The sequence below is a fragment of the Martelella sp. NC20 genome (genome assembly GCF_013459645.1).
Lineage (GTDB): Bacteria > Pseudomonadota > Alphaproteobacteria > Rhizobiales > Rhizobiaceae > Martelella.
Window position 1 is genome coordinate 118,950 of sequence record NZ_CP054862.1, and the last position, 20,782, is coordinate 139,731.

19 protein-coding genes and 2 pseudogenes are annotated in these 20,782 nt (G+C 61.1%); 8 read left to right on the plus strand and 13 right to left on the minus strand.

Going from position 1 to position 20,782, the window contains the following annotated elements:
• Window positions 1–159: 159 nt before the first annotated feature.
• Window positions 160–330: pseudogene (locus HQ843_RS27160) on the minus strand (ATP-binding protein); the annotation flags it as partial.
• Between the two features lie 327 nt (window positions 331–657).
• On the opposite strand from HQ843_RS27160, the gene HQ843_RS27165 reads away from it, so the two are divergent.
• From HQ843_RS27165 to HQ843_RS29670, 7 genes and pseudogenes are all read left to right on the plus strand, one after another.
• Window positions 658–1,371 carry a FadR/GntR family transcriptional regulator gene (locus HQ843_RS27165; protein ID WP_180902644.1) on the plus strand — a complete coding sequence of 238 codons (714 nt, stop codon included), beginning with the start codon at window positions 658–660 and terminating at the stop codon, window positions 1,369–1,371.
• Window positions 1,368–2,537 (plus strand): PLP-dependent transferase, encoded by a 1,170-nt coding sequence (locus HQ843_RS27170; protein WP_180902643.1) that lies wholly within the window; start codon window positions 1,368–1,370, stop codon window positions 2,535–2,537. Before HQ843_RS27165 ends, HQ843_RS27170 begins: the two co-directional genes overlap by 4 nt.
• 39 nt (window positions 2,538–2,576) lie before the next feature.
• Window positions 2,577–3,830, plus strand: coding sequence for an ABC transporter substrate-binding protein (locus tag HQ843_RS27175; protein WP_180902642.1), 1,254 nt, complete (start codon window positions 2,577–2,579; stop codon window positions 3,828–3,830).
• A gap of 72 nt (window positions 3,831–3,902) precedes the next feature.
• On the plus strand, window positions 3,903–4,826 hold the full coding sequence (locus HQ843_RS27180; protein ID WP_180902641.1) for a carbohydrate ABC transporter permease: 924 nt from the start codon (window positions 3,903–3,905) through the stop codon (window positions 4,824–4,826).
• A gap of 4 nt (window positions 4,827–4,830) precedes the next feature.
• On the plus strand, window positions 4,831–5,664 hold the full coding sequence (locus HQ843_RS27185) for a carbohydrate ABC transporter permease (RefSeq protein ID WP_180902640.1): 834 nt from the start codon (window positions 4,831–4,833) through the stop codon (window positions 5,662–5,664).
• A 12-nt stretch (window positions 5,665–5,676) separates the two neighbouring features.
• Window positions 5,677–6,744 (plus strand): ABC transporter ATP-binding protein, encoded by a 1,068-nt coding sequence (locus HQ843_RS27190; RefSeq protein WP_180902639.1) that lies wholly within the window; start codon window positions 5,677–5,679, stop codon window positions 6,742–6,744.
• A 464-nt stretch (window positions 6,745–7,208) separates the two neighbouring features.
• Window positions 7,209–7,489 (plus strand): annotated as a pseudogene (locus HQ843_RS29670) (IS66 family transposase); the annotation flags it as partial.
• Here the strand turns inward: HQ843_RS29670 and HQ843_RS27195 are convergent.
• The 6 genes from HQ843_RS27195 to HQ843_RS27220 form a co-directional block, all read right to left on the minus strand.
• The gene (locus HQ843_RS27195) at window positions 7,451–8,956 is read right to left on the minus strand and encodes a tripartite tricarboxylate transporter permease (protein ID WP_246710485.1); all 1,506 of its coding nucleotides are present in this window, start codon (window positions 8,954–8,956) and stop codon (window positions 7,451–7,453) included. The pseudogene HQ843_RS29670 and the gene HQ843_RS27195 sit on opposite strands and share 39 nt — an antisense overlap.
• 18 nt (window positions 8,957–8,974) lie before the next feature.
• A complete protein-coding gene (locus HQ843_RS27200) occupies window positions 8,975–9,445 on the minus strand; it encodes a tripartite tricarboxylate transporter TctB family protein (RefSeq protein ID WP_371824627.1) in 471 nt (156 codons plus the stop codon).
• On the minus strand, window positions 9,355–10,437 hold the full coding sequence (locus HQ843_RS27205) for an IS630 family transposase (RefSeq protein WP_180899062.1): 1,083 nt from the start codon (window positions 10,435–10,437) through the stop codon (window positions 9,355–9,357). The genes HQ843_RS27200 and HQ843_RS27205 overlap by 91 nt, the downstream gene beginning before the upstream one ends.
• 137 nt (window positions 10,438–10,574) lie before the next feature.
• On the minus strand, window positions 10,575–11,546 hold the full coding sequence (locus HQ843_RS27210) for a Bug family tripartite tricarboxylate transporter substrate binding protein (RefSeq protein WP_180902637.1): 972 nt from the start codon (window positions 11,544–11,546) through the stop codon (window positions 10,575–10,577).
• Window positions 11,547–11,599: 53 nt separating this feature from the next.
• Window positions 11,600–12,277: an RraA family protein gene (locus HQ843_RS27215; RefSeq protein ID WP_180903543.1), complete on the minus strand. Its 678-nt coding sequence runs from the start codon at window positions 12,275–12,277 to the stop codon at window positions 11,600–11,602.
• Window positions 12,278–12,285: 8 nt separating this feature from the next.
• Window positions 12,286–13,284 carry a hydroxyacid dehydrogenase gene (locus HQ843_RS27220; protein WP_256432964.1) on the minus strand — a complete coding sequence of 333 codons (999 nt, stop codon included), beginning with the start codon at window positions 13,282–13,284 and terminating at the stop codon, window positions 12,286–12,288.
• Between the two features lie 149 nt (window positions 13,285–13,433).
• Between HQ843_RS27220 and HQ843_RS27225 the strand changes: the two genes are divergently transcribed.
• Window positions 13,434–14,120 (plus strand): GntR family transcriptional regulator, encoded by a 687-nt coding sequence (locus tag HQ843_RS27225; RefSeq protein ID WP_180902635.1) that lies wholly within the window; start codon window positions 13,434–13,436, stop codon window positions 14,118–14,120.
• Between the two features lie 413 nt (window positions 14,121–14,533).
• On the opposite strand, the gene HQ843_RS27230 is transcribed toward HQ843_RS27225, so the two are convergent.
• From HQ843_RS27230 to HQ843_RS27255, 6 genes are all read right to left on the minus strand, one after another.
• A complete protein-coding gene (locus tag HQ843_RS27230) occupies window positions 14,534–15,322 on the minus strand; it encodes an amidohydrolase family protein (RefSeq protein WP_246710467.1) in 789 nt (262 codons plus the stop codon).
• Entirely contained in the window at window positions 15,319–16,806 is a 1,488-nt protein-coding gene (locus HQ843_RS27235; protein ID WP_180902634.1) for a tripartite tricarboxylate transporter permease, read from the minus strand. Before HQ843_RS27235 ends, HQ843_RS27230 begins: the two co-directional genes overlap by 4 nt.
• 63 nt (window positions 16,807–16,869) lie before the next feature.
• A complete protein-coding gene (locus HQ843_RS27240) occupies window positions 16,870–17,337 on the minus strand; it encodes a tripartite tricarboxylate transporter TctB family protein (protein ID WP_180903544.1) in 468 nt (155 codons plus the stop codon).
• Window positions 17,334–18,296: a Bug family tripartite tricarboxylate transporter substrate binding protein gene (locus HQ843_RS27245; RefSeq protein ID WP_180902632.1), complete on the minus strand. Its 963-nt coding sequence runs from the start codon at window positions 18,294–18,296 to the stop codon at window positions 17,334–17,336. The genes HQ843_RS27240 and HQ843_RS27245 overlap by 4 nt, the downstream gene beginning before the upstream one ends.
• A gap of 243 nt (window positions 18,297–18,539) precedes the next feature.
• Complete coding sequence (locus tag HQ843_RS27250; protein ID WP_180902631.1) at window positions 18,540–19,493, minus strand: SMP-30/gluconolactonase/LRE family protein; 954 nt, start codon at window positions 19,491–19,493, stop codon at window positions 18,540–18,542.
• The gene (locus tag HQ843_RS27255) at window positions 19,490–20,782 is read right to left on the minus strand and encodes a TRAP transporter large permease (RefSeq protein WP_180902630.1); all 1,293 of its coding nucleotides are present in this window, start codon (window positions 20,780–20,782) and stop codon (window positions 19,490–19,492) included. Before HQ843_RS27255 ends, HQ843_RS27250 begins: the two co-directional genes overlap by 4 nt.

The window sequence follows — 20,782 nt, forward strand, 5'->3', positions numbered from 1 at the left end:
TGTAAATCGACACGACGATATACCCTCGGTCCGCGGCGGCGTAAAAACCGGCCACGCGGCGGAGCACAAGTCGGCCACTTTGGACGCAGACATGAGGTTCGCGGTAGGGCGTAGCCCGAGCGGGGGGCTCGTGCCTGCGTTGCGATTTTCTGAAGGGTTTCAGCCAGCCTTTCGGGCACGGCTTTGGGCGAGACGAGAGCTGTCGCCATTCATTTCGAGAATGTTGACATGGTGAGTGACGCGATCGAGCAGAGCGCCGGTCAGTCGCTCGAATCCCTGGATTTCGGTCCATTCGTCAAAGGGCAGATTGCTGGTGATCAGGTGGCGCCCCGCTCACACTATGATTGGGAGAAGTTTTATAACCTCGCCAGACCACATGGGGCATTCAAGGGCAAAGCACCTTACGAAATCCTACGGGAGCGGCCACACTAAACTCAAGGATGTTTCAAAGCCCTTTCGCGCATTACACCCCCTTGACAGGTCGCGCTGTTTGCTTTGCTATGATGTCAGACCAATTTAAAAGCAAATAATCAGGGGAACGCCGGAAGGCTTCTTGAGAAAACCGGTCTGAAACGGGACTGATCCCGTCTGGTGCCGCATCGGGCCTTGCCCTTGCGGGAGCGGTTTCTTGCGCCTTCCCGGCAGCATGGCTGACGCATGAACGATGAAAAAACCGCTATCATGCCGCTTGCACCGATAAGCCGCGTGCGACAGGTCGCCGACGCACTGGTGGACTACGTGTCGCGCTCCGGCTTGAAGCCAGGCGGTCGTATCCCGGCCGAACGCGAGCTGATGGCGGCGCTTGGCGTCGGGCGCTCGACGATCCGCGAGGTGATCCGCCACTTTCAATCGCTCGGCGTGATGGAGACCCGCAAGGGCAGCGGTACCTTTCTGCTCAAGCCGATCTCGTCGGCCACCATCCACATGCCGTTGTCTCTGGATGCGGTCAATCTCCGTGACGCTTTGCTGCAGACGCTGGAAGTGCGCCGCGGCATCGAGGCGGAGGCCGCCATGGCCGCAGCGCGGCGCCGCACCGCCGCGGACCTGAAGATCATAGAGGAAAGGCTCGACGCGATGGAGTGCGTGCACCTGTCCAAGGGCACGTCCGGACCGGAAGACCTTGAACTGCATCTGGCGATCTACGACGCCACGCATAATCCTTTGTTCCGCCAGCTTCTGGAGCAGATGCGCGAGGCGTTCGAGAAATTCTGGACCAAGCCTTTCGACCGTCCGGATTTCGCCCGCCGCTCCTTTCCCTATCACCGCACTTTGTTCGACGCCATCGCCGCCCAGGATACCGAGGCCGCGCGGCGGGAAACACTGAAGATCCTCGACGTCGTCGAGGAAGACATCAAGGAAATGTCCAAATGAATGACGGCCTCTCCCAAGCCGAAGAAATCGCGCTGATCGGCGCACATGACGAGGGCCACGCCTTCGCCGCCGTCGTTCCGCCGATCGTGCAGACGTCGCTTTTCACCTTTGGGAACTACGACGAGATGCTCGACACCTATGCCGGCCGGAAGGAGCGTTTCGTCTATTCGCGCGCCGCGAACCCGACGGTCAGGGTGTTCGAGGAGATGCTGGCGCGCATGGAAAAGGCGGAGGACGCGGTCGGCTTTGCCAGCGGGATGGCGGCGATTTCGGCGGCGATCATCACTTTCGTCGAGCCGGGAGACCGGATCGTTGCCGTGCGCAACGTCTATCCCGATGTTTACCGGCTGTTCGGCACCATCCTGAAGCGGATGAAGATCGAGGTTGAGTATGTGGACGGGCTGGACCTTGAAGCGGTCGATGCGGCGCTTTCCGGCGCGAAGCTGTTCTATATGGAAAGCCCGACGAGTTGGGAAATGGAGGCCCACGACGTCGGCGCGCTGGCGGCGCTCGCAAAAAAACATGGCGCGATCTCGGTGATCGACAATTCCTGGGCAAGCCCCGTTTTCCAGCAGCCGATCACGCTCGGCGTCGATCTCGTTCTCCATTCGGCCTCCAAGTATATCTCCGGCCACAGCGATGTCGTCGCTGGCGTCGTCGCCGGATCGCGGGAGATGATCGGCCGGCTGCGCGGGGAGGCGCTGTCCTATCTCGGCGGCAAGCTCGCCCCTTTCGAGGCCTGGCTTCTGACGCGCGGACTGAGAACGCTTGCTATCCGGATGAAGGCGCATGAGACCTCCGCGCTTGAAATCGGCAGGCGGCTTGCCGCCCGCGACGATGTCACCAAGGTCTGCCATCCGGGGCTGAAAAACCAGCTTCCGCCCGGGCTTTCCGGAACCTCCGGCCTGTTTTCCTTCCACCTTTCCCGACGCATCGACATCAAGGCCTTCTGCGACCGGCTCTCGCTGTTCAAGCTCGGCGTCAGTTGGGGCGGTCATGAAAGCCTGATCGTGCCCGGAGAGGTGGTTCTGGCGCAGAAGGCGCAGCCGAATTCGGCTCAAGCTTTCGGCCTCGATCCGCGCTCAGTGCGCATTCATGTCGGGCTGGAGGGCACGGAAGCGCTTTGGCGCGACCTTGAGGCGGCCTTCGAGGCCGCCAAAGTCTGAGACTTCACCGCATAGACGCAAAAAGCAAGGGGAATGGAAATGAAGAAACTGCTCACAGCCACATACCTTTCGGCGCTCATGGCGTCTGCCGCCCACGCCGAAACGCTCACCCTGGTCGAGGTCATCACCAGCCCGGCCAGAACCGAAACGCTGGAATCGATCGTCGCGAGTTTCGAGGAAGCCAATCCGGGTACCGATGTCGAAATCATTTCGCTGCCCTGGGGCGAGGCCTTCCAGAAGTTCGCCACCATGGTCTCCGCCGGCAATATTCCCGATGTGGTCGAAATGCCGGATTCCTGGGTTTCGCTCTATGCCAATAACGGCATGTTGGAAAGCCTCGAGCCCTATCTCGCCGACTGGGAATATACAGATGATCTGACGGATCGGGCGCTGGAGCTCGGTCGCGAGGTTGACGGCACGGCCTATATGCTGCCCTACGGCTTTTATCTGCGCGCTATGTTCTACAACAAGAACCTGCTGGAAGCCGCCGGCATCTCCGAGCCGCCGGCCACGCTTGCCGAATTCACGGAAGCCTCGGCGAAGATCTCCGAACTGGACGGCAAATACGGCTATTGCCTGCGCGGCGGCGCGGGCGGGCTGAATGGCTGGCTGATGTATGGCGCCGACATGGCCGGCTCCAACGTGTTCTTCGAGGAAGACGGCACTTCCACGGCCAATCAGGAAGGCTGGGTCGACGGCTTCCAGTGGCTGATCGACCTCTACCAGAATGGCTACGCGCCGAAGGATTCGGTCAACTGGGGCTTCAACGAGATCGTCGCCGGCTTTTATTCCGGCACCTGCGCCTTCCTGGACCAGGACCCCGATGCGCTGATCGCCATTGCCGAACGCATGGACGAGAGCGATTACGGCGTGACGACTATGCCGAAGGGGCCGTCCGGCAAGACCTTCCCGACCATCGGTTATGCCGGCTGGTCGATGATGTCGGCCTCCGACAACAAGGACCTCGCGTGGAAACTGATCGCGACGCTCGAGAGCCCGGAGGGCAATGTTGCCTGGAACAAGCGCACCGGTGCGCTTCCCGTGCAGAAGGCCGCCGAGGAAGACCCCTTCTATGACAGCCCGCAGTTTGCCGGCTGGTTCGAGGAACTGAACGACCCGGATGCCGTGCCGACCGTGATGCCGACCTATCTGGAGGAATTCGGCTTCTTCAAGGATTCGTTGTCCATCTCGACCTCGCAGCAGGCCCTGCTCGGCGAAATCACCGCGCAGGAAATGGCCGACGAGTGGGCCGACTACCTGACCAAGGCGCAGAAGAAGCACCTCGCCAGATAACGCATCCGTGCGGCCGGCGGCGGGAGACCGCTGCCGGCCGGCGCCTTTCTTCGATCATTCAAAGGACAGACGATGACCGACGCGGTGGACAACCGTGCCAGGAAACCACTGGCGAAGCGGGCAAGCGCGTTTCTCGAGCCCTATCTCTACAGCGCTCCGGCACTCTTTCTGATCGCCGCTGTGATCCTCGTTCCGCTTGTCGTGGGCATTTCCTATGCCTTCCGCGACGTCCAGCTTCTCAATCCGTTTTCGGGCGGCTTCATCGGGCTTGAACATTTTCAGGCGCTTGCCGGGGACAAGGCCTTTCGCCGTGCGCTCGGCAACACGCTTTGGTGGACCGGCGCATCCGTTCTCCTGCAGTTTGTCCTCGGTCTCATCCTGGCGCTCCTGCTCGACAAGCCGTTTTACGGACGCGGTCTGGTTCAGGCGCTGGTCTTTCTGCCCTGGGCCGTGCCGACCTTTCTCGCCGGCCTCAACTGGGCCTGGCTTTTCAACCCGGTCATCGGTCCGCTGCCGCATTGGTTTCACGCACTTGGCCTGATGGCGGAACCGGAAAACATCCTCTCCGACCCCGCCCTTGCCATGTGGGGGCCGATCGCCGCCAATGTCTGGTGGGGCATCCCCTTCTTCGCCATCACCATGCTGGCGGCCCTCCAGTCGATCCCGCGCGATCTCTACGAGGCGGCGGCCATTGACGGCGCCGGTCCGGTGCAGCGGTTTTTATCGATCACCCTGCCGTTTCTGGCGCCGACCATGGCGATCACAATTCTGCTGCGCACGGTCTGGATTGCCAATTTTGCCGACCTGATCGTGGTCATGACATCCGGCGGACCGGCCAACCGCACCCAGATTGTAGCCAGCTACATTTTCACCCAGGCCTTCCGCAAGCTCGACTTCGGCTATGCCTCGGCGATCGCGCTCGTGCTGCTGGTGCTGCTTCTGGCCTATGCGCTGCTGATCATCCTCCTGCGCCAGACATTGCTGAACAAGGGCTGAGACAATGAGACCGAAAAAAATAGCCCTCACGGCAGCGCATCGCCTCGCAATCCTCGCCTATGTCGCCTTTGCGCTGTTCCCCCTCTACTGGCTGTTGAAAGTTGCGGTAACGCCCAACAGGCTGCTCTACAGCGAAGGGGTCCGAATGTGGCCATCGCGCATGACGTTCGAACATTTCGACTTCGTGCTGCGTCATTCCGATTTCCCGCTGTTCTTCAGAAACAGCGTCATCGTTTCCGCCTCCACCGCCATTGCCGTCACCATCGTTGCCTCGCTTGCCGGTTATGCGCTGTCGCGCTTTGCCTTCAAGACCAAATACTGGATCGTGGCGCTGTTGCTGATCACCCAGATGTTTCCGCTGGTCATGCTGGTGGCGCCGATCTTCAAGCTTCTGTCGCCGCTCGGGCTGACCGACACGCTGGCGGGCCTCATCATCGTCTATACCGCCTTCAACGTACCCTTCGCCACCTTCCTGATGCAATCCTTCTTCGACGGCATTCCGAAGGATCTCGAGGAAGCGGCGATGATCGACGGCGCGACCCGGTTCAAGGCGTTTCGCCAGATCATCCTGCCGCTCACCCTGCCGGGCATTGCCGCCACGCTCGGCTTCGTCTTCACCGCGGCCTGGAGTGAGCTCCTGTTTGCCCTGATGCTGATTTCGGGCAACAGCGCGGCGACCTTTCCGGTCGGCCTCCTTACCTTCGTGTCCAAATTCTCCGTCGACTTCGGTCAGATGATGGCCGCCGGCGTGCTCGCCCTCATTCCCGCCTGCATCTTCTTCCTCGCCATCCAGCGCTATCTCGTCAAAGGCCTGACCGCGGGCGCCGTCAAAGGCTGAAAGGACTTCCAAATGGCTTCCATCGATATTTCGGACGTGCGCAAGAGCTACGGCAGAACCCCGGTGCTCCACGGCGTCGACCTCAACATCGAGGATGGCGAATTCGTCGTTCTTGTCGGCCCTTCGGGTTGCGGTAAATCGACGCTGTTGCGCATGATTGCCGGGCTTGAGGAGATCACCGACGGCGATATCGCCATTGCCGGCAGGCGGGTCAACGATCTGGCGCCCAAGGATCGCGATATCGCGATGGTGTTCCAGTCCTACGCGCTTTACCCGCATATGAGCGTCGCCGACAATATGAGCTACAGCCTGCGCCTGCGCAGAACGCCCCGCGAAACTATCAAATCCGTGGTCGGCAGGGCCGCGACGATCCTCGGCCTCGATCCGCTTCTCGAACGCCGCCCGCGCGCACTGTCCGGCGGCCAGCGCCAGCGCGTCGCCATGGGGCGCGCCATCGTGCGCGAGCCGAAGGCGTTCCTGTTCGACGAGCCGCTGTCAAACCTCGACGCGCGCCTGCGCGAGCAGATGCGCGCCGAAATCAAGAAGCTCCACAAGAATATCGGCGCCACCTCGATCTACGTGACCCATGACCAGATCGAGGCGATGACGCTTGCCGACCGGATCGTCGCCATGAATGGCGGCGTCGTCCAGCAGGTGGGAAGCCCGCTCGATCTCTACGACCGCCCCGTCAACCGCTTTGTCGCGGGTTTCATCGGCTCGCCGGGCATGAACTTTCTCGAGGGACAGTTGCGATTGAAGGAGAGCGGGCCGGTGCTGACGCTTGAGCGCGGCGTCGAGGTGGCGCTCCCGGTGCGCCCCGGCATGGAGGATGGCAGCGCCATGACGCTTGGCATCCGTCCGGAACATGTTGCCCTCTCGGTCGAAAGCGCTGCCGTCACCGCCGAAACCCAACTCATTGAGCCGACCGGCTTTGGTATCATCGTGCATCTCAATGTCGGAGGCCAGGACCTCAAGATGTTCACCCAGGATCGGGCCGCGCTTCGGTTCGAGGGCGAGATCACGGTATCGCTCCCGCCAGACCATCTCCACTTTTTCGACGACGCCGGCGATCGTGTTTAGGTGAGGTCAACAATTGTCTTTGAAACGATTGTTCATCAAAGTCTCGATGCGTCGCGAAACATGCAGCGCTTCTATCGAGTCAACGTCGAACAAACCCTATTCGCCGACGAGGGCGGTGGTGCGGGAATGATGTCGTTTCGAAAGCAGAGACGTCTGAACTGCTGCCGGTTGCGATGATATGAGGATAAGGTCGTGACCAAGAGACTCGAGAGTATTTATGACGAGACGTATGGCTGGATTTGAGTGACGTGTTCCATTTTGATGGACAGCATCAGGTCTTGAAGGGATACGAACAGACGACACGTCGTTCACTCGGGACGCCGACGGTTAGGACCGTTTTGCCTTATATGAGAGAAATGCTAATCTGGAATTCCACTATAAGATGAGACATCAAGGTAAATGCTTGTCAAAGCGAAAACCGATCGCGTCAATCGCGAGGCGGCATATCAACTGAGGCGACCGTCTCCCAAGTGCTGGTCTCCAAATACACTGCTCACTTACCCCTCCACAGGCAGGCTCAAATCCACTTGCGCCGGGGATCGATCTCGACCGCTTGACACCCACCGACTGGGTCGGCCGCACCGCCTGGCACCTACGCCCGTTACGCCAAAGGCTGATCGTACATCTGAAGGCTTCGTCAAAGCTCTTCGCCGACCAGTCTTCCGCTCCCGTATTCAACTCGGACGACTGGAGCGCCACTCATCGTTTACAATTCGCGGCGGCTCCAGATCGCCCTAAATGGGGCCTTGAGCAGGCCGAATGCCATCACCAGCAGCACCAGTGTGCTGAAACTTGCGGTCAGCGGCTTGGCAAAGAAAATGCTCCACTCCCCCTGCCCCAGCATAATGGACTGTCGCAGGTAGTTCTCGGCAAGCGGCGACAGGACGAGCGCCAGGATGAACGGGCCCGTGGGGTAGTCTGCGCGTTTCATCATGTAGCCAATGAGTCCAAAAATCGCGGTGACCCAGATATCGAAAAGCCCGTAATTGATCGCAAAGGCGCCGACCAGACAGAAGGCCAGGACGATGGCGCTGAGGTGCTTCTGGATGATCCGCAATGCGTTGACGAAAACCGGGATCAACATAATGTTGGACAGCAGCAGGAAGAAATTCGCGATGATGAGCCCGGCGATGGTCCCCCAGACGATATCGGCGGATTGCACCATGAGCATCGGTCCGGGATTGAGCCCGAACATGACCAGCGCGCCTAGCATGATTGCCGTGCCGCCTGAGCCTGGAATGCCCAGCGCCAGGAGCGGGATCAGCGAACCGGGCACGGCTGCATTGTTCGCTGCTTCGGGCGAAGCCAGACCCTCGATAGCCCCCTTGCCAAACCGCTCGGGCGTCTTCGTCAGTTTCCTTTCGGTCGTATAGGATACGAAGGTGGCGATCGTTGCGCCGGCTCCGGGCAGAACGCCGATCAGCGTGCCCAGCGTTGAGCCGCGCAGGATCGGCAGCGCCGTTTGGCGCAGCTCGCTCCGGTTTGGCACAAACTCTCCGAAGCGGAAGCGCGGTTTGCCCATCTCAAGGCGAACCCGTTCCTCGATGCCCACCAGGACTTCCCCAATACCGTATAGACCAATAATGACAGCGACAAAATCGACGCCGTCGATCAGTTCGGGCATGATGACGAAGCGGGCATTGCCTGACACGTAGTCGCTGCCGATGGTGCTGATCAGGACGCCAAAGAATGTCGCGATCAAGGCCTTGATCGGATCTGCGCCCGCGAGGACGACAATCATACTGAGACCAAGCAACATCAGCATGAAATATTCCGGCGGCCCGAGGAAGATCGCATATTCGGCGATGACCGGCGCGAAAAGCACCAGCACCGCGAGACCGAACAAGCCGCCGATGAAAGAGGCTATCGCCGAGATTCCGAGCGCCAGGCCTCCCTTGCCCTTCTGCATCATCGGGTAACCCTCTATCGCCGTCACGATAGCTGGTGCGTCGCCCGGCGTATTGATCAGGATCGAAGTCAGGCGTCCGCCATACATCGTGCCCATATAGACGCCGGTCAGCAGGCTCAATCCGGAGATAGGGTTCATCCCGAAGGTAAGCGGCATCATCAGCGCGATCCCCGCCGACGGACCAAGCCCCGGCAAGGCGCCGACGACGGTGCCAATCATTCCGGCCGCAAAAATCAGCACCAAGTTGCCCGGCGAAGCAAACTGAGCCATCGCCGAAAAGAGTTCGGACAGCGAATGTAGCATTTGCAAACCTATAAAAGCTCAAGTGATGGGTAGGCCGAGCCAGACAGCGAAGATCAGGTACAGGACAGCGGTTGTTGAGACGCTGACAAACAGCGAGATTGGCAACGGGTGTCGTATCACCCCCCAGGAAACCAGAAACACGATCGCCGCGACCGGGCCAAAGACCGAACCGAACGACATGGCGGCAACGCCGAAGCCGATAATCGCAATTGCAAGCCCGAGCCCAACCAGGTTAGGGGGCTGCCTATCGGTTGCTTGCGTCACCACAGCCGGCCGGGCACGCAGAAGCTTGACCGCCTGAACAGCACAGCAGAACAGCATCAGTGATGCGATGACGACAGGCACGAAACCCGGCCCGAAAGAATATTCGTCCGCAAATTTCAGATGGGCCGAACCGTCTAGTGGTTTGATTCCAACGTTTGGAACCCTCGGTTTCGTGCGGTGATGATGTCCTCGGGATCGGCTTTCCAGACAAATGGCTTGGGACAGTCAGCATTGTATTCGCGCACGAAACGGTTGATTGCGGCCTGCAGATCGACGACGGAATGGAAGACCCCGTATTTGAGCCTTCGCCGTGTGAGTTTGGCGAAGAAGCCCTCGACGGCGTTGAGCCAGGAGCAGGATGTCGGGGTGAAGTGGAAGGTCCAGCGCGGATGGCGGGCGAGCCAGGCGCGGACCTTGTCCTTTTTGTGTACGGCGTAATTGTCGAGGATGACGTGGATGGCCTTGTCTTGCGGCACCTCGCGCTCGATGCGGTTGAGGAAGCGGATGAACTCCTGATGGCGGTGGCGCTGCATGTTCTGGCCGATGACCGTGCCATCCAGCACGTTGAGCGCGGCAAACAGAGTGGTGGTGCCGTGGCGCTTGTAATCGTGGGTCATGGTGCCGGCACGGCCCTTCTTCATCGGCAGTCCGGGCTGGGTTCTGTCGAGAGCCTGTATCTGTGATTTCTCGTCAACCGACAGCACCACGGCATGGGCCGGCGGGTCGACATAAAGACCAACGATGTCGGTGAGCTTTTCGGCGAAGGCTGGATCGTTGGAGAGTTTGAACTGCCTCCAGCGATGCGGGCTGAGACCGTGAGCCTTCCAGATCGCCTGAACCGTCGAGGCCGCGATGCCGGCGACCCTGGCCATGGCGCGCAGCGTCCAGTGTGTTGCCTCGTGCGGCGGCGGTTCCTGCGTCAAGCGGACGATCTCGGCAACACGCTCCGGCGGGACCGGCGCCTTGCCGGGTGGCCGGGACCGGTCATGAAGCAGGCCGTCGACGCCCTCATGCATGAACCGCTCCTGCCAGCGCCACACACAGGTTTTCGACTTGCCGGTCTCGGCCATGATCGCCGAGGTGCCCAGACCATCGTCGCTCAGAAGGATGATACGTGCCCGCCAGACGTGCTTCTGTGGGCTGTTCGGGGCCGCGACGATGGCGCTCAATCGCTGCCGGTCGTCGGGAGATACCGTAAAGGAAATGTTGCTGCGCATGCCGCAGACTCGCACATCTCAAAGCGGTTGGGAATCAACCAACGGACTCCTTTGATCCGATCAATCCACTAGGATGCCGACGGCGAAAGCCGTCAGCAAACCCAAGAAGATCAAATGGATCCCTTTTTCCAACTCAGTCACCCTTTCAGAAGGTCGAGCCGTTCCAGGGTCGAGCGATACAGTTCGTTGGTCTGCTCCAGATAGGCCCCGAAAGCATCGGGCCCGAGGTAGCCCGGGATGATCCCGTTGGGCTCGAGATACTGCGTTTTCCACGCATCGGTGGCCTGAAGCTTCTCGACCATGTTCGACAGGTAGTTCTTTTCATCTTCGGGAATGTCCTTGGCAGCCACCACGCCTCGGAAAACCGAAGCGACGACATCGAAGCCGCTTTCCTTGAAGGTGGGCAGATCCGGGAACATTATCGCCCGCTCATCGGTGGAGATAGCGATTGCCCGCACCCGTCCGGCTTCGATGAATTCCTTGATCGCACCGGGGTTGATCATCGCTGCGTCGACCTGGCCGCTGAGGACCGCCGTGGAGACCTCTCCATCTCCCTGGAAAGGGATAAAGTTGAAGGTCTTTTCCATTCTGTCGCCGAGAAGAAGCGTCACGATATTCTCGATCTGTCCGCGCCCGCCGCCGGCGATGTTGAGAACGCGTTCGGCGTTCTTGACATCATCGAGCGACTTGATCGGGGATTTGGCTGGCACGACCATGATGACCGGGTCGATGCCCAGCCGGGCAATCGGGGTAAAATCCGTGTAGTTGAGGCCGACATCCGTGGTCAACGGGGTGGTGATGAATGAGGAGGTCGCGGACATCAGATAATGTCCATCCCCCTTATGAGAGTTCAGGTAGCCCAGCGAGGTGGCGCCGGCGCCGCCGGGTTTATTCACCACATTGATGCTGGCGTCGACAATCTTCTTGGACTGGATGATTTTGGCCATCATGCGCAGCATCGTATCGTGCCCGCCGCCCGGGCCGTAGCCGGCTACGAATTCGAGGCCCCGCGACCCCGGAAACTCCTGTGCCGCCGCCGGCATGATGGTTGCCGCCGTCAGCGCAACTGCCGTCATCACGGCTTTGAAACTGTTTCTGAACACTGTCATATCTTCCTCCCGTTTTGAAAAATCAGGCTTCGGCAATCACATCGACGCCGGCCTCAATCCATGAATTCACATCCCAGCTGATGCAGCGTCTGGTCGATCCAGTCGCCCTTGTATGCACCCTGAAGCGTATCTTGAAGCTGCGCCCCCTCGGAGGCGTGCTTCGTCTCGGCTCGGGTCAGAACCGCGCCCACAGAGGAGCGAGGCACCGCCAGAACGCCATCCCGATCTCCGACGATCAGATCTCCGGGGTGAACGATCATCGTACCCAGAGCAATGGGCAGACCGATCTCGCCGGGGCCGTCCTTGTAGGGGCCACGATGGCAAACGCCGCTGGCAAAAACCGGTATGTCCTGCTGGCTGATTGCCTCCACATCTCGGATGGCGCCGTAAATCACGATCCCTGCGACGCCGGAGCATGCGCCCCGCGCCAGCATCAGTTCGCCCATGATCGCATTGTCGAGTGCACCGCCTGCATCGACCACAATTACCTCGCCCGGCCGCACCATCTGTAATGCCTTGTGCAGCATCAGGTTGTCGCCGGGGCGCACGCTGACGGTCAGGGCGGGCCCGGCCATCGCACCTGCGCGGTGCATCGGACGCAGGCTGGCCGGGGCCGCGAAACGGCGTGACATAACGTCACTTATGTTGGAGACCGGCAGGCTCTTTGCGCGCTGCACCTCGGCCTCGCTCACCCTGTCCCAATTTGTCTTGACGCGGAAACCTTCGGTCATGTCATTTCCTATTCCTGAAGCCCGCCGAGAACGGCGGCCTTGGCATGAAACTCGGCGGGGATGGTTTTGCCCGCCAGATGATCGATAATGAGCTGCGCCGCTGTCGTCGCCATGGCGCGCTCCGCTCCCGGCGTCAGACCTGCGGCATGCGGGGAGACGATCAGGTTCGGCGCGCCCCACAGAGACAAACTTGCCGGAGGCGGCTCCTGCTCGAAACTGTCGATCCCCGCTCCGGCGATCTCTCCGGCTATCAGCACCTCGGCCAGCGCCTCTTCGTCAACGATCCCGCCGCGCGCTGTGTTGATCAAGACAGCCTCGGGCTTCAGCGCCGCCAGAAAACGCCTGTCGACCAGATGACGAGTCTTGCTCGTGAGCGGGCAGTGCAGGGAAACGATATCGGCCTCGCCAAGCATGTCCTCGATTGCGCTCACCAGCGTGATGTTGTCGCGGCCCAGTGTGTCGCGGGCTTCGGCATCGCAGCCGGGGTCAAAGGCGCTGACCTCCATCCCCAGCCCCTTGGCGAGCGTGGCGACCTCACGCCCGATCACGCCCAATCCCACCAGTGCCAACCGGGCACCCTTGATATCCCGGCCGATAAACGAGGATTTCATCCACTCGCCGCTCTTCGTCGCCTTGTCGAGTTGCGGCAGCGATTTGAGCAGGGAAAGGATCAAAGCGATGGTATGCTCGGCTACGGAACGCGCATTCGCACCGACGGCGCGGTAGACCGGTATGCTCAAATCCTCGGCCGCTGCCAGATTGATGTTGTTGACCCCGCTGCCGTGCTTGACGATCACCTTCAACGCGCTCGACGCGGCGATGACCTCACGCGTAATTCGCCCCTGAGATACCATGATCGCGTCGACCCGGGCCTCCGAGGCGGTGCGAACAACCTCCTCGCCAGTCGCATACGGAGGCGAAAACAGACATTCGAAGCCGGCTTCGCCCAGCATTGCGACGGCATCCGGGTGAATTCGGTCGCGGGTTACGAGAACTGTTCGGGGCATGAATGCAGGCTTTCAACTGTATGCATAATGCAACTTAACTGCTATTTCTGTATACCAATTGCCGAGAATGCGTCAACCTTGATGCTGCGGTAAATTGTGTGCTAGACACAAGTTACCGAGTTTCACATTGTTTTTTTGAGGTTTTTATCTTGAGCGCCAACAGCAAGGCAGAGGACTCTCTGGGAGAGGCTGTATACGGTAAAGTGCGCGAGTTGCTGCGCGACGGGACACTCGCTCCGGCCGACCGGATCAGTGAGCAGAGCCTTTGCAAGCTATTCAATGTCAGCCGGACTCCGGCGCGCGAAGCCTTACAGCGTCTGCTCAGCGAAGGATTCCTAGCGCATACCAGTGGTGGGCGAATGGTTGTCGCCACCATCGATATCGCGCGTGCCGAAGAAATCTATGACATGCGCGAAGCAGTGGAGTGTCTGGCTGCGCGCCTTGCCGCCAAGCGGGCGAACACGTCGAATCTGATAGAGCTGCGCTCTATCCTCACCGATCAGGAGAAGGGGCAAAGGAACGAAACTGAGTTTCTCGGAGTCAATGATCGCTTTCATAGATGTATCTACCGGATCTCGAACAATCGATATGTCCAGCACACCGCCGAGATTCTGCTGGCCTCCGCCGAAATGATACGGGGACAGACGGAAGGACGCTATGATTACGAAGCCTGGTCGCTCAAGGATCACCTCGCCATATATGCCGCTATCGAAAACGGCGATGTCGCTGCGGCGGAAGAGGCCGCCCGGCAGCATATTCGCCGCGGACGGTTCCAGCGCCTCGCATTGCTGCTTGAAGGAACTGACAAAGCAGGGTCCGAAAAGTCGGACGATTGACGCCATTTAATGACGGCAACGAGCCGTGCTTGAAGCGTTCCCGCCTCAAAGTCTACGATTCAACGGCAGCTTTCATACGCTCACAGAGAGGACGAAACGATCGATCGAGGACGCGGCCGCCAAGCGCTACCCCTACGAGAGCAAACATCAGTTCCGACGATGCCTCGCTGACTTCAGCGCAGCATCGAGCTTCGACTGCAAGCTCAAGGCCATCAACGGTCTCAACCAACGCGGGTTTATTTGTAAGGCGTGCACCGCAGAGCCCAGCGCCTTTCCGCGTATCTACCCGGGTAATGTCGGGGCAAAGCCACTGGAGGGTGCCCAGGAAAAGTGGATACCGGTTTTCCGCCAGGTCGCGCGTACAAACAAATAGATAGAGCATTTCCGGCGGTCCGGTTTTCGCCGGGAATGCTCTAGAACCGATAGAGCGCTGCGGGATTGTCCTGCAGCACCGCCCTGAGGCCTTCTTCCGGCAGAACCTGTTTCAGCAAATCGAGCATCGGCGCGAGACGCGGCACGGGCGGCGGCGTCATCACGTGGGGCCAGTCACTGCCCCAGAGGCAGCGATCGGGCCAGCCCTGCACAAGCCGCAAAACCAGATCGGCGAGGTCATCATAGTTGTCCGGCCGTGTGCTGACCCGGGTGGGCGAGAGTTTCACCCAGACGCGCCCGCTGTCCAGCAGACGGGAGAGGCTTGTCACTTGGGCCTCGGAGGTCGGGTCGGCATGGCCGAAATGATCAAGAACGAGCGGCTGTCCCGCGGGCATGGCTTCGAGCGCCGTCGCCACGCGGTCGAAGCGCTCCGGCTCGGTGTTGAGCTCGACATGCCAGTCCACCTCTGCCGCCCGCGCCGCGACCTGCGGCAAGAGGTCGAGTTGGTTGATTCCCACACGGCCCCGGTCCTGCAGCCGCGCCGCCCTGATGCCGGTTGCGGCAAGCGCCTCGAGGCCGGTCGAGGCGGGCGAGATCATCGCCACGCCGCGCAGCGCGATCGCCTCGGGAGGAGACGCCACCGTCCGGGCGAGAGCGGTATTGTCGGTCCCGTCGACCGAGGCCTGGATGATTACCGCCCGACCGATGCTGTTGGTCCGCGCCTCCTCGGCGATGAAATCCCGGATATCCTTCTCGGGCGGGACATAGGCGCCCCCTGCCCGTTCGACGCCTTTTGCGAAGGCGTGGATGTGGCAATCGCAGATGATCATAGCTGTCTCTGTCGATTGCGCAGATGCGGCAGGACCTGCGTCCCGGCGACAAAGACGATGATCAGGGCCACAAAGCCGATCGAAATCGGGGAACTGACGAAAATATCGGGGCTGCCGCCGCTCGTCAGCAGCGCCTGCCGCGCCGCCTGTTCCAGCGGCTTGCCGAGGATCAGTCCGATCAGAAGCGGCGGCACGGGCAAACCGGAGCGGCGGAACAGGAAGCCCAGCACCCCTGCGCCGAGCATGACCCATACGTCGAAAAGCATGTTATTGACCGAGTAGGCCCCGAAAACGGAGAGCAGCGCGATGACCGGGAAAAGGTGCCGGGGCCGGACCCGGATGACATGGATCGCCACACGGAACAGCGCCAGACCGATCAGGATTGTCGGCAGCGAAGCCAGCAGCAGCGCCTCGATGATCGCATAAACCTCGACGCCATGATCGCGGAACAGGAACGGTCCGGGTGCCAGCCCCTGCAGCATGAAGGCGCCGAGAATGACCGCCGTCACCGCATCGCCGGGAATGCCGAGTGCCAGCATCGGCACAAGAGCGCCGCCGGTCACCGCGTTGTTGGCAGCCTCGGGCGCCGCAACGCCGGCATCCTCGCCTTTGCCGAACCGCTCCGGTTCCTTCGCGCGCGATCGCGCCAGACCGTAGCTCATGAAGGCGGGAATAGTAGAACCGATTCCGGGCAGAATGCCGATGAAGGTTCCAATGGCCGAAGACATCAGCAGCGTGGTGCGCATCCGCCACATGTCGAGCCAGCCGACATGCGAATTTGGCACCGGCGGAATCGGGGCCTCCGCCACATCGGACTTCGACCTGTCGAAAAGCTGAACCAGCACCTCCGACATGGCGAAGAGGCCAATCAGCACGGGGATCAGCGCGAACCCGTTTTCAAGCGAGAAGGAGTTGAACGTGAACCGGGGCGAACCGCTGATCGGGTCGAGCCCGACAACCCCGGCACAGACGCCGACCGTCACCATGATCAGCGAGTCGAGCTTCGATCCTCCGCCCAGAAGGACGATGACAAGCAAGGCAAAGAAAATCAGCACAGCCATTTCCGCCGGGCCGAAATCGAGCGCCACCGAGGCAAGAGGCTGGGCCAGCGCCATCAGAACGAGACAGCTGAAGAGGTTGCCGAAGACACTGGCGAAAAGCGCGATGCGCAACGCCCTGCCGGCCTTTCCCTGACGCGCCATCGGGTGTCCGTCCAGCGCCGTGGCGGCAGCGGACGGCGTGCCCGGCACGTTCAGCAGGATGGCGGAGATGGAGCCGCCGAAGATCGCACCCTGATAGACGCCCAGAAGCAGAAGAAGCGCCGGTATAGGCTGCATCGAGAAGGTGATCGGGATCAGCAGGGCAATGGCCATGCTCGGCCCCAAACCGGGAATGGCGCCGATGACGATCCCCACCGCGATCCCGGCCAGCATGGCAAGCAGGATCCAGAAGTCGAAAAGCGCGTAGAAGGCTTCCATGATCATGTGGGGGATCTCCGTCAAATCGGTCGTGAATGGCGGTGCGCAAGCCGTCTTGCAACGACGGCGTCACGGCAACGGAATGTTCAGCACATGCTCGGCCCCAAGGCCGATCGCAAGCGCCGCCAGAACCGGCAGGCCAATGCAGAAGACCGGCTTGCGTTCCCCATAAGCGAGCGCAATGATGATGCCGAGACCGGTTGCACAGGGAATGAAACCGGCAAGAGGCATCAGTGCCAGCGCGGCCACCGTCCCAACGATCACCAGAAAGACCGGGCTCCAGTCACGAATCGATCCGACAGGCTTGTCCGTTCCGAAAAGTCCGACGATAAGGCGAAGCAGAAGTGCTGCGGCCAGCAGCGCCAGCGCCACGCGCGGCAAGGTCCGCGCCGTCGGCCCCGCACCGCCGAGATTCCAGACCGGCACCTGTGCTTCAAGTAGCACGAGCCCCGTGGCGGCGCCCGCCAGCAGCAGCGCGCAGGTCAGGGTGCGGATGCCGAAGACCGACATCCCGCGTTTGTTCCCGTCGAGGCTCACTGGGACATGCCCATTTCTTTGGCCACGGCCTTGTAGGCTTCAAGGTTGGTGGCGATCGTCTCGCCCAGGGCCTCGCCGCTCATGATGCGGACGGGCTGGTTCAAACGGGTCATGAAGTCCCTGAACTCGTCGGAAGACGCCACCTCGGTGAACACCGTCTCCAGCTTCTCCACGATTGCGGGATCGGTACCCGCGGGCGCAAGCACGCCGACGATCGAGGGGAATTCGACATCATAGCCGGCCTCTTCCAGGGTCGGCGCGTCAGGGAAATCCGGATCGTTGTCGCCATCAAGCACGCCGAGCAGCTTCAGTTGGCCATCCTCGACCAGATCGCGATAGGCAGGCACCAGAGCGATATCGACATGACCGCCGAGAACCGCCGCCGTGGCCGAAGCCGCGCCGTCGAAGGGCACGTGCTGCAGGTGAGCGCCGGTTTCGCCGGCAAGCTTGGTGAAGGCGAGATGCGCGCCGCCCATGGCACCGGCCGTGCCATAAGTGAGGGTCTTGCCTGTCTTGGTGGCTTTCACCAGATCATTCAGGGAAGTGTATTCGGAATCGCCTTTGACGAGAACGCCGTGATAGGGCCCCGAATAGTTCACGATCGGCACGAAATCCTTGAGTGGGTCATAGCCGGTCGGGCGCAGCGCAGGCGTCACGAAGCTAGGCGAGGACGTCGTCGCGATCAGCGTATAGCCATCCGGCTTGGCGCTCGCCACGAAGCGCATGGCGTTGGCGCCGCTGCCGCCCGGGCGGTTTTCCACCACGATCGGCTGGCCGAGCTTCTTCTCGGCCATGGTGGCAAGCTGCCGGGCGGAGACATCGGTGGTGCCGCCGGCGCCGTAAGGCACTATAAGGGTGATGCTGCGGTCAGGCCATTCGGCCGCCTGAGCGAAACCTATGCCAGCGGCCAGCCCGAGTGTGCAGACCAGGGTGGCGGTAATTCTACGGAAATACTTCATGTTCTCCTCCTCGGATTTTCAGTCAGCGGAAGCCATCTGCCATAAACCTTTGCCAGATCACTCCTCCCAAGGCACCTTATGTAACATTTGTTTTCCTTAATAAAAGAGAATTAAATTTAAGGATTTATTCAGATTTTCTGCATCTAGTCCCGAAATCCGTCCGATCCCCATGACAACGACAGATGACCTTCCTCGACATCCTCTGGAGCGCTGGCCTTCGCCGCCCTCCGTCATGCTCAGAGCTCACTCTGCGTGGGCGAACATCGGCGCACCCGAAATATCCAGATGCGGCGGGAATGTCGCCCTGAGGATCGAGCCGCTGTCGCTTTCGGTGATGAACAGGCTGCGCCCGTCCGCGCCGCCCCAGGCGCAATTTGTGGTGCCAAGTCCCTGCGGGCTGCGCACCACGGCGACCGGCTGTCCCAGCGCATTGTGGACCCAGACGAGGCCCATGCCGGTCTGACACACCACCACGCCGCCACTCGCCGTCAGAGCCAGCCCATCCGGCCCGGCGCGACCGCCCGAGAACTGAATGAAGAGCCCGGCCTTGTTCACCCGTCCGCTCGGCGAGAGGATCAACCGCCAGACCGCGTTCGCCCGCGTCACCGCAACAAAAAGCACCCGCTCGGCAAGGTCCAGCACCAGCCCGTTCGGGCTTGGCGCCGTGTCGATCAGGCAGTCGAGCCGGCCGGTCTCCGGTTGCCAGCGATAGACGCGGCCCGTCGGGTCGTGGAGGCCCGTCTGTCCCTGATCGGTGAAAAACAACGTGCCATCCCGGCCGAAGTGCAGGTCGTTGCAGCCCTTGAACCCCTCGGTATCGCAATCGGAGAGCGCAGGGGTCACGGCCCCGCCCTTAGGATCCAGCAGCATGATGCCGTTCTGATAATCCGCCAGAAAAATCCGCCCGTCGCGATGGATCCTCAGCCCGTTCGGCTGCCCGTCATATTCCGTCACCTGTTCGACCATGCCGTCCGACGCGGCCCTGAACACCCGACCGAAGGGAATATCGACGAAATAGAGGTTGCCCTCCCTGTCGAAGGACGGCCCCTCGATAAAACTGTCGACCGCCTGCCCGTGCCGGTTCTTCTCGGCCCAATAGGAGGAAACGCCGGGGCGGCGCAGATGGCCCGGCAGCTCGGTGAAGACCTCCGCATCGATGATGACGGGGTCCGGGGCGGGGTAGCTATGGGTTGTCATCCGAATGTGACCTCCGGGAGGAAGAGTGCAATCTGCGGGAAACCGATCATCAGCAGCATGAACAACAAAATGATGGCGAAGAAGGGCAAAGTGCCCATGATCACGTCCTCCACCGACACCTCCTTGGAGGATGAGGCAACGACGAAGAGGATCACGCCGAGAGGTGGCGTCAATTGCCCCAGTTCCACCAGGATCACCACGAAGACGCCGAACCAGATCGGATCGACGTTCAGCGCCAGCAGCGCCGGGAAGATCACCGGCACGATGATTGCGATCATGCCCAGACCTTCCATGAAGCAGCCGAGGATGGCGAACACCACCATGATGATCAACAGGAAGGCGACCTTGGACACGTCGGCGCTTTCGAGCTTTGTAACCAGAGCCTCTCCCACTCCTGAGAGCGCGGTGGCATAGGCAAAAATCATCGAGGTAAAGACAACGAAGAGAATATTGCCGCTCATCACCGCCGTCCGGACCAACGCCCGGCGGATCAGGTCGAAGCTGAGTTTGCCGTAAATGCCGGATATCAGGATCGCACCCACCGTGCCCACGGCACCTGCCTCGGTCGGGGTAGCGAAACCGCCGTAAATGCTGCCCAGAACAATGACGATCAGCATGACGAACGGCAGAATGTCGAGGGCAGCGCGCATCAGGTCGGCCGGCGTCGCCTTGGTCTCCACCTTGGGCGCGAGCGACGGATTGCGCCAGGCGCGGAACACGATGAAAGCCATGTAGAACAGAGCCAGCAATATGCCCGGCACCAGCCCGGCCGCAAACAGCCGCGCGATCGAGGTCTCGGTGAATGTGGCATAGATGATCATCGTGATCGAGGGCGGGATCAGAATGCCCAGCGTGCCGCCGGCGGCCAGCGACCCGGCGACTAGGCGACGGTCGTAGCCGCGCCGGCCCAGCTCTGGCAGAGAGACGGTGGACATCGCGGCGGCCGTCGGCGCGCTGCCGCCGGAGATCGCCGCGAAGATGCCCGATCCCACGATATTGGTGTGCAGCAGCCCGCCCGGCAAACGCCGCATGAACGGGGCGACGCCGTTGTAGAGCCGGCCCGCAAGGCCCGAGCCCAGCAGTATCTCGGCCATCAGCACGAACAGCGGTATGGCGGCCAGGGTGAAGCTGTTGGCGGCGCCCCAGCTTACCAGCCCCAGGGCTTTCCAGCCGGCAAAGCCTTTCAGCATCCAAAGGTAGAACAGACCTGCCCCGGCAACGGCAAACTGCACCCACATGCCCCCGAGGATGAGGCCGATGAGAAGGCCAAAGGCAAGGATCGCTTCCAT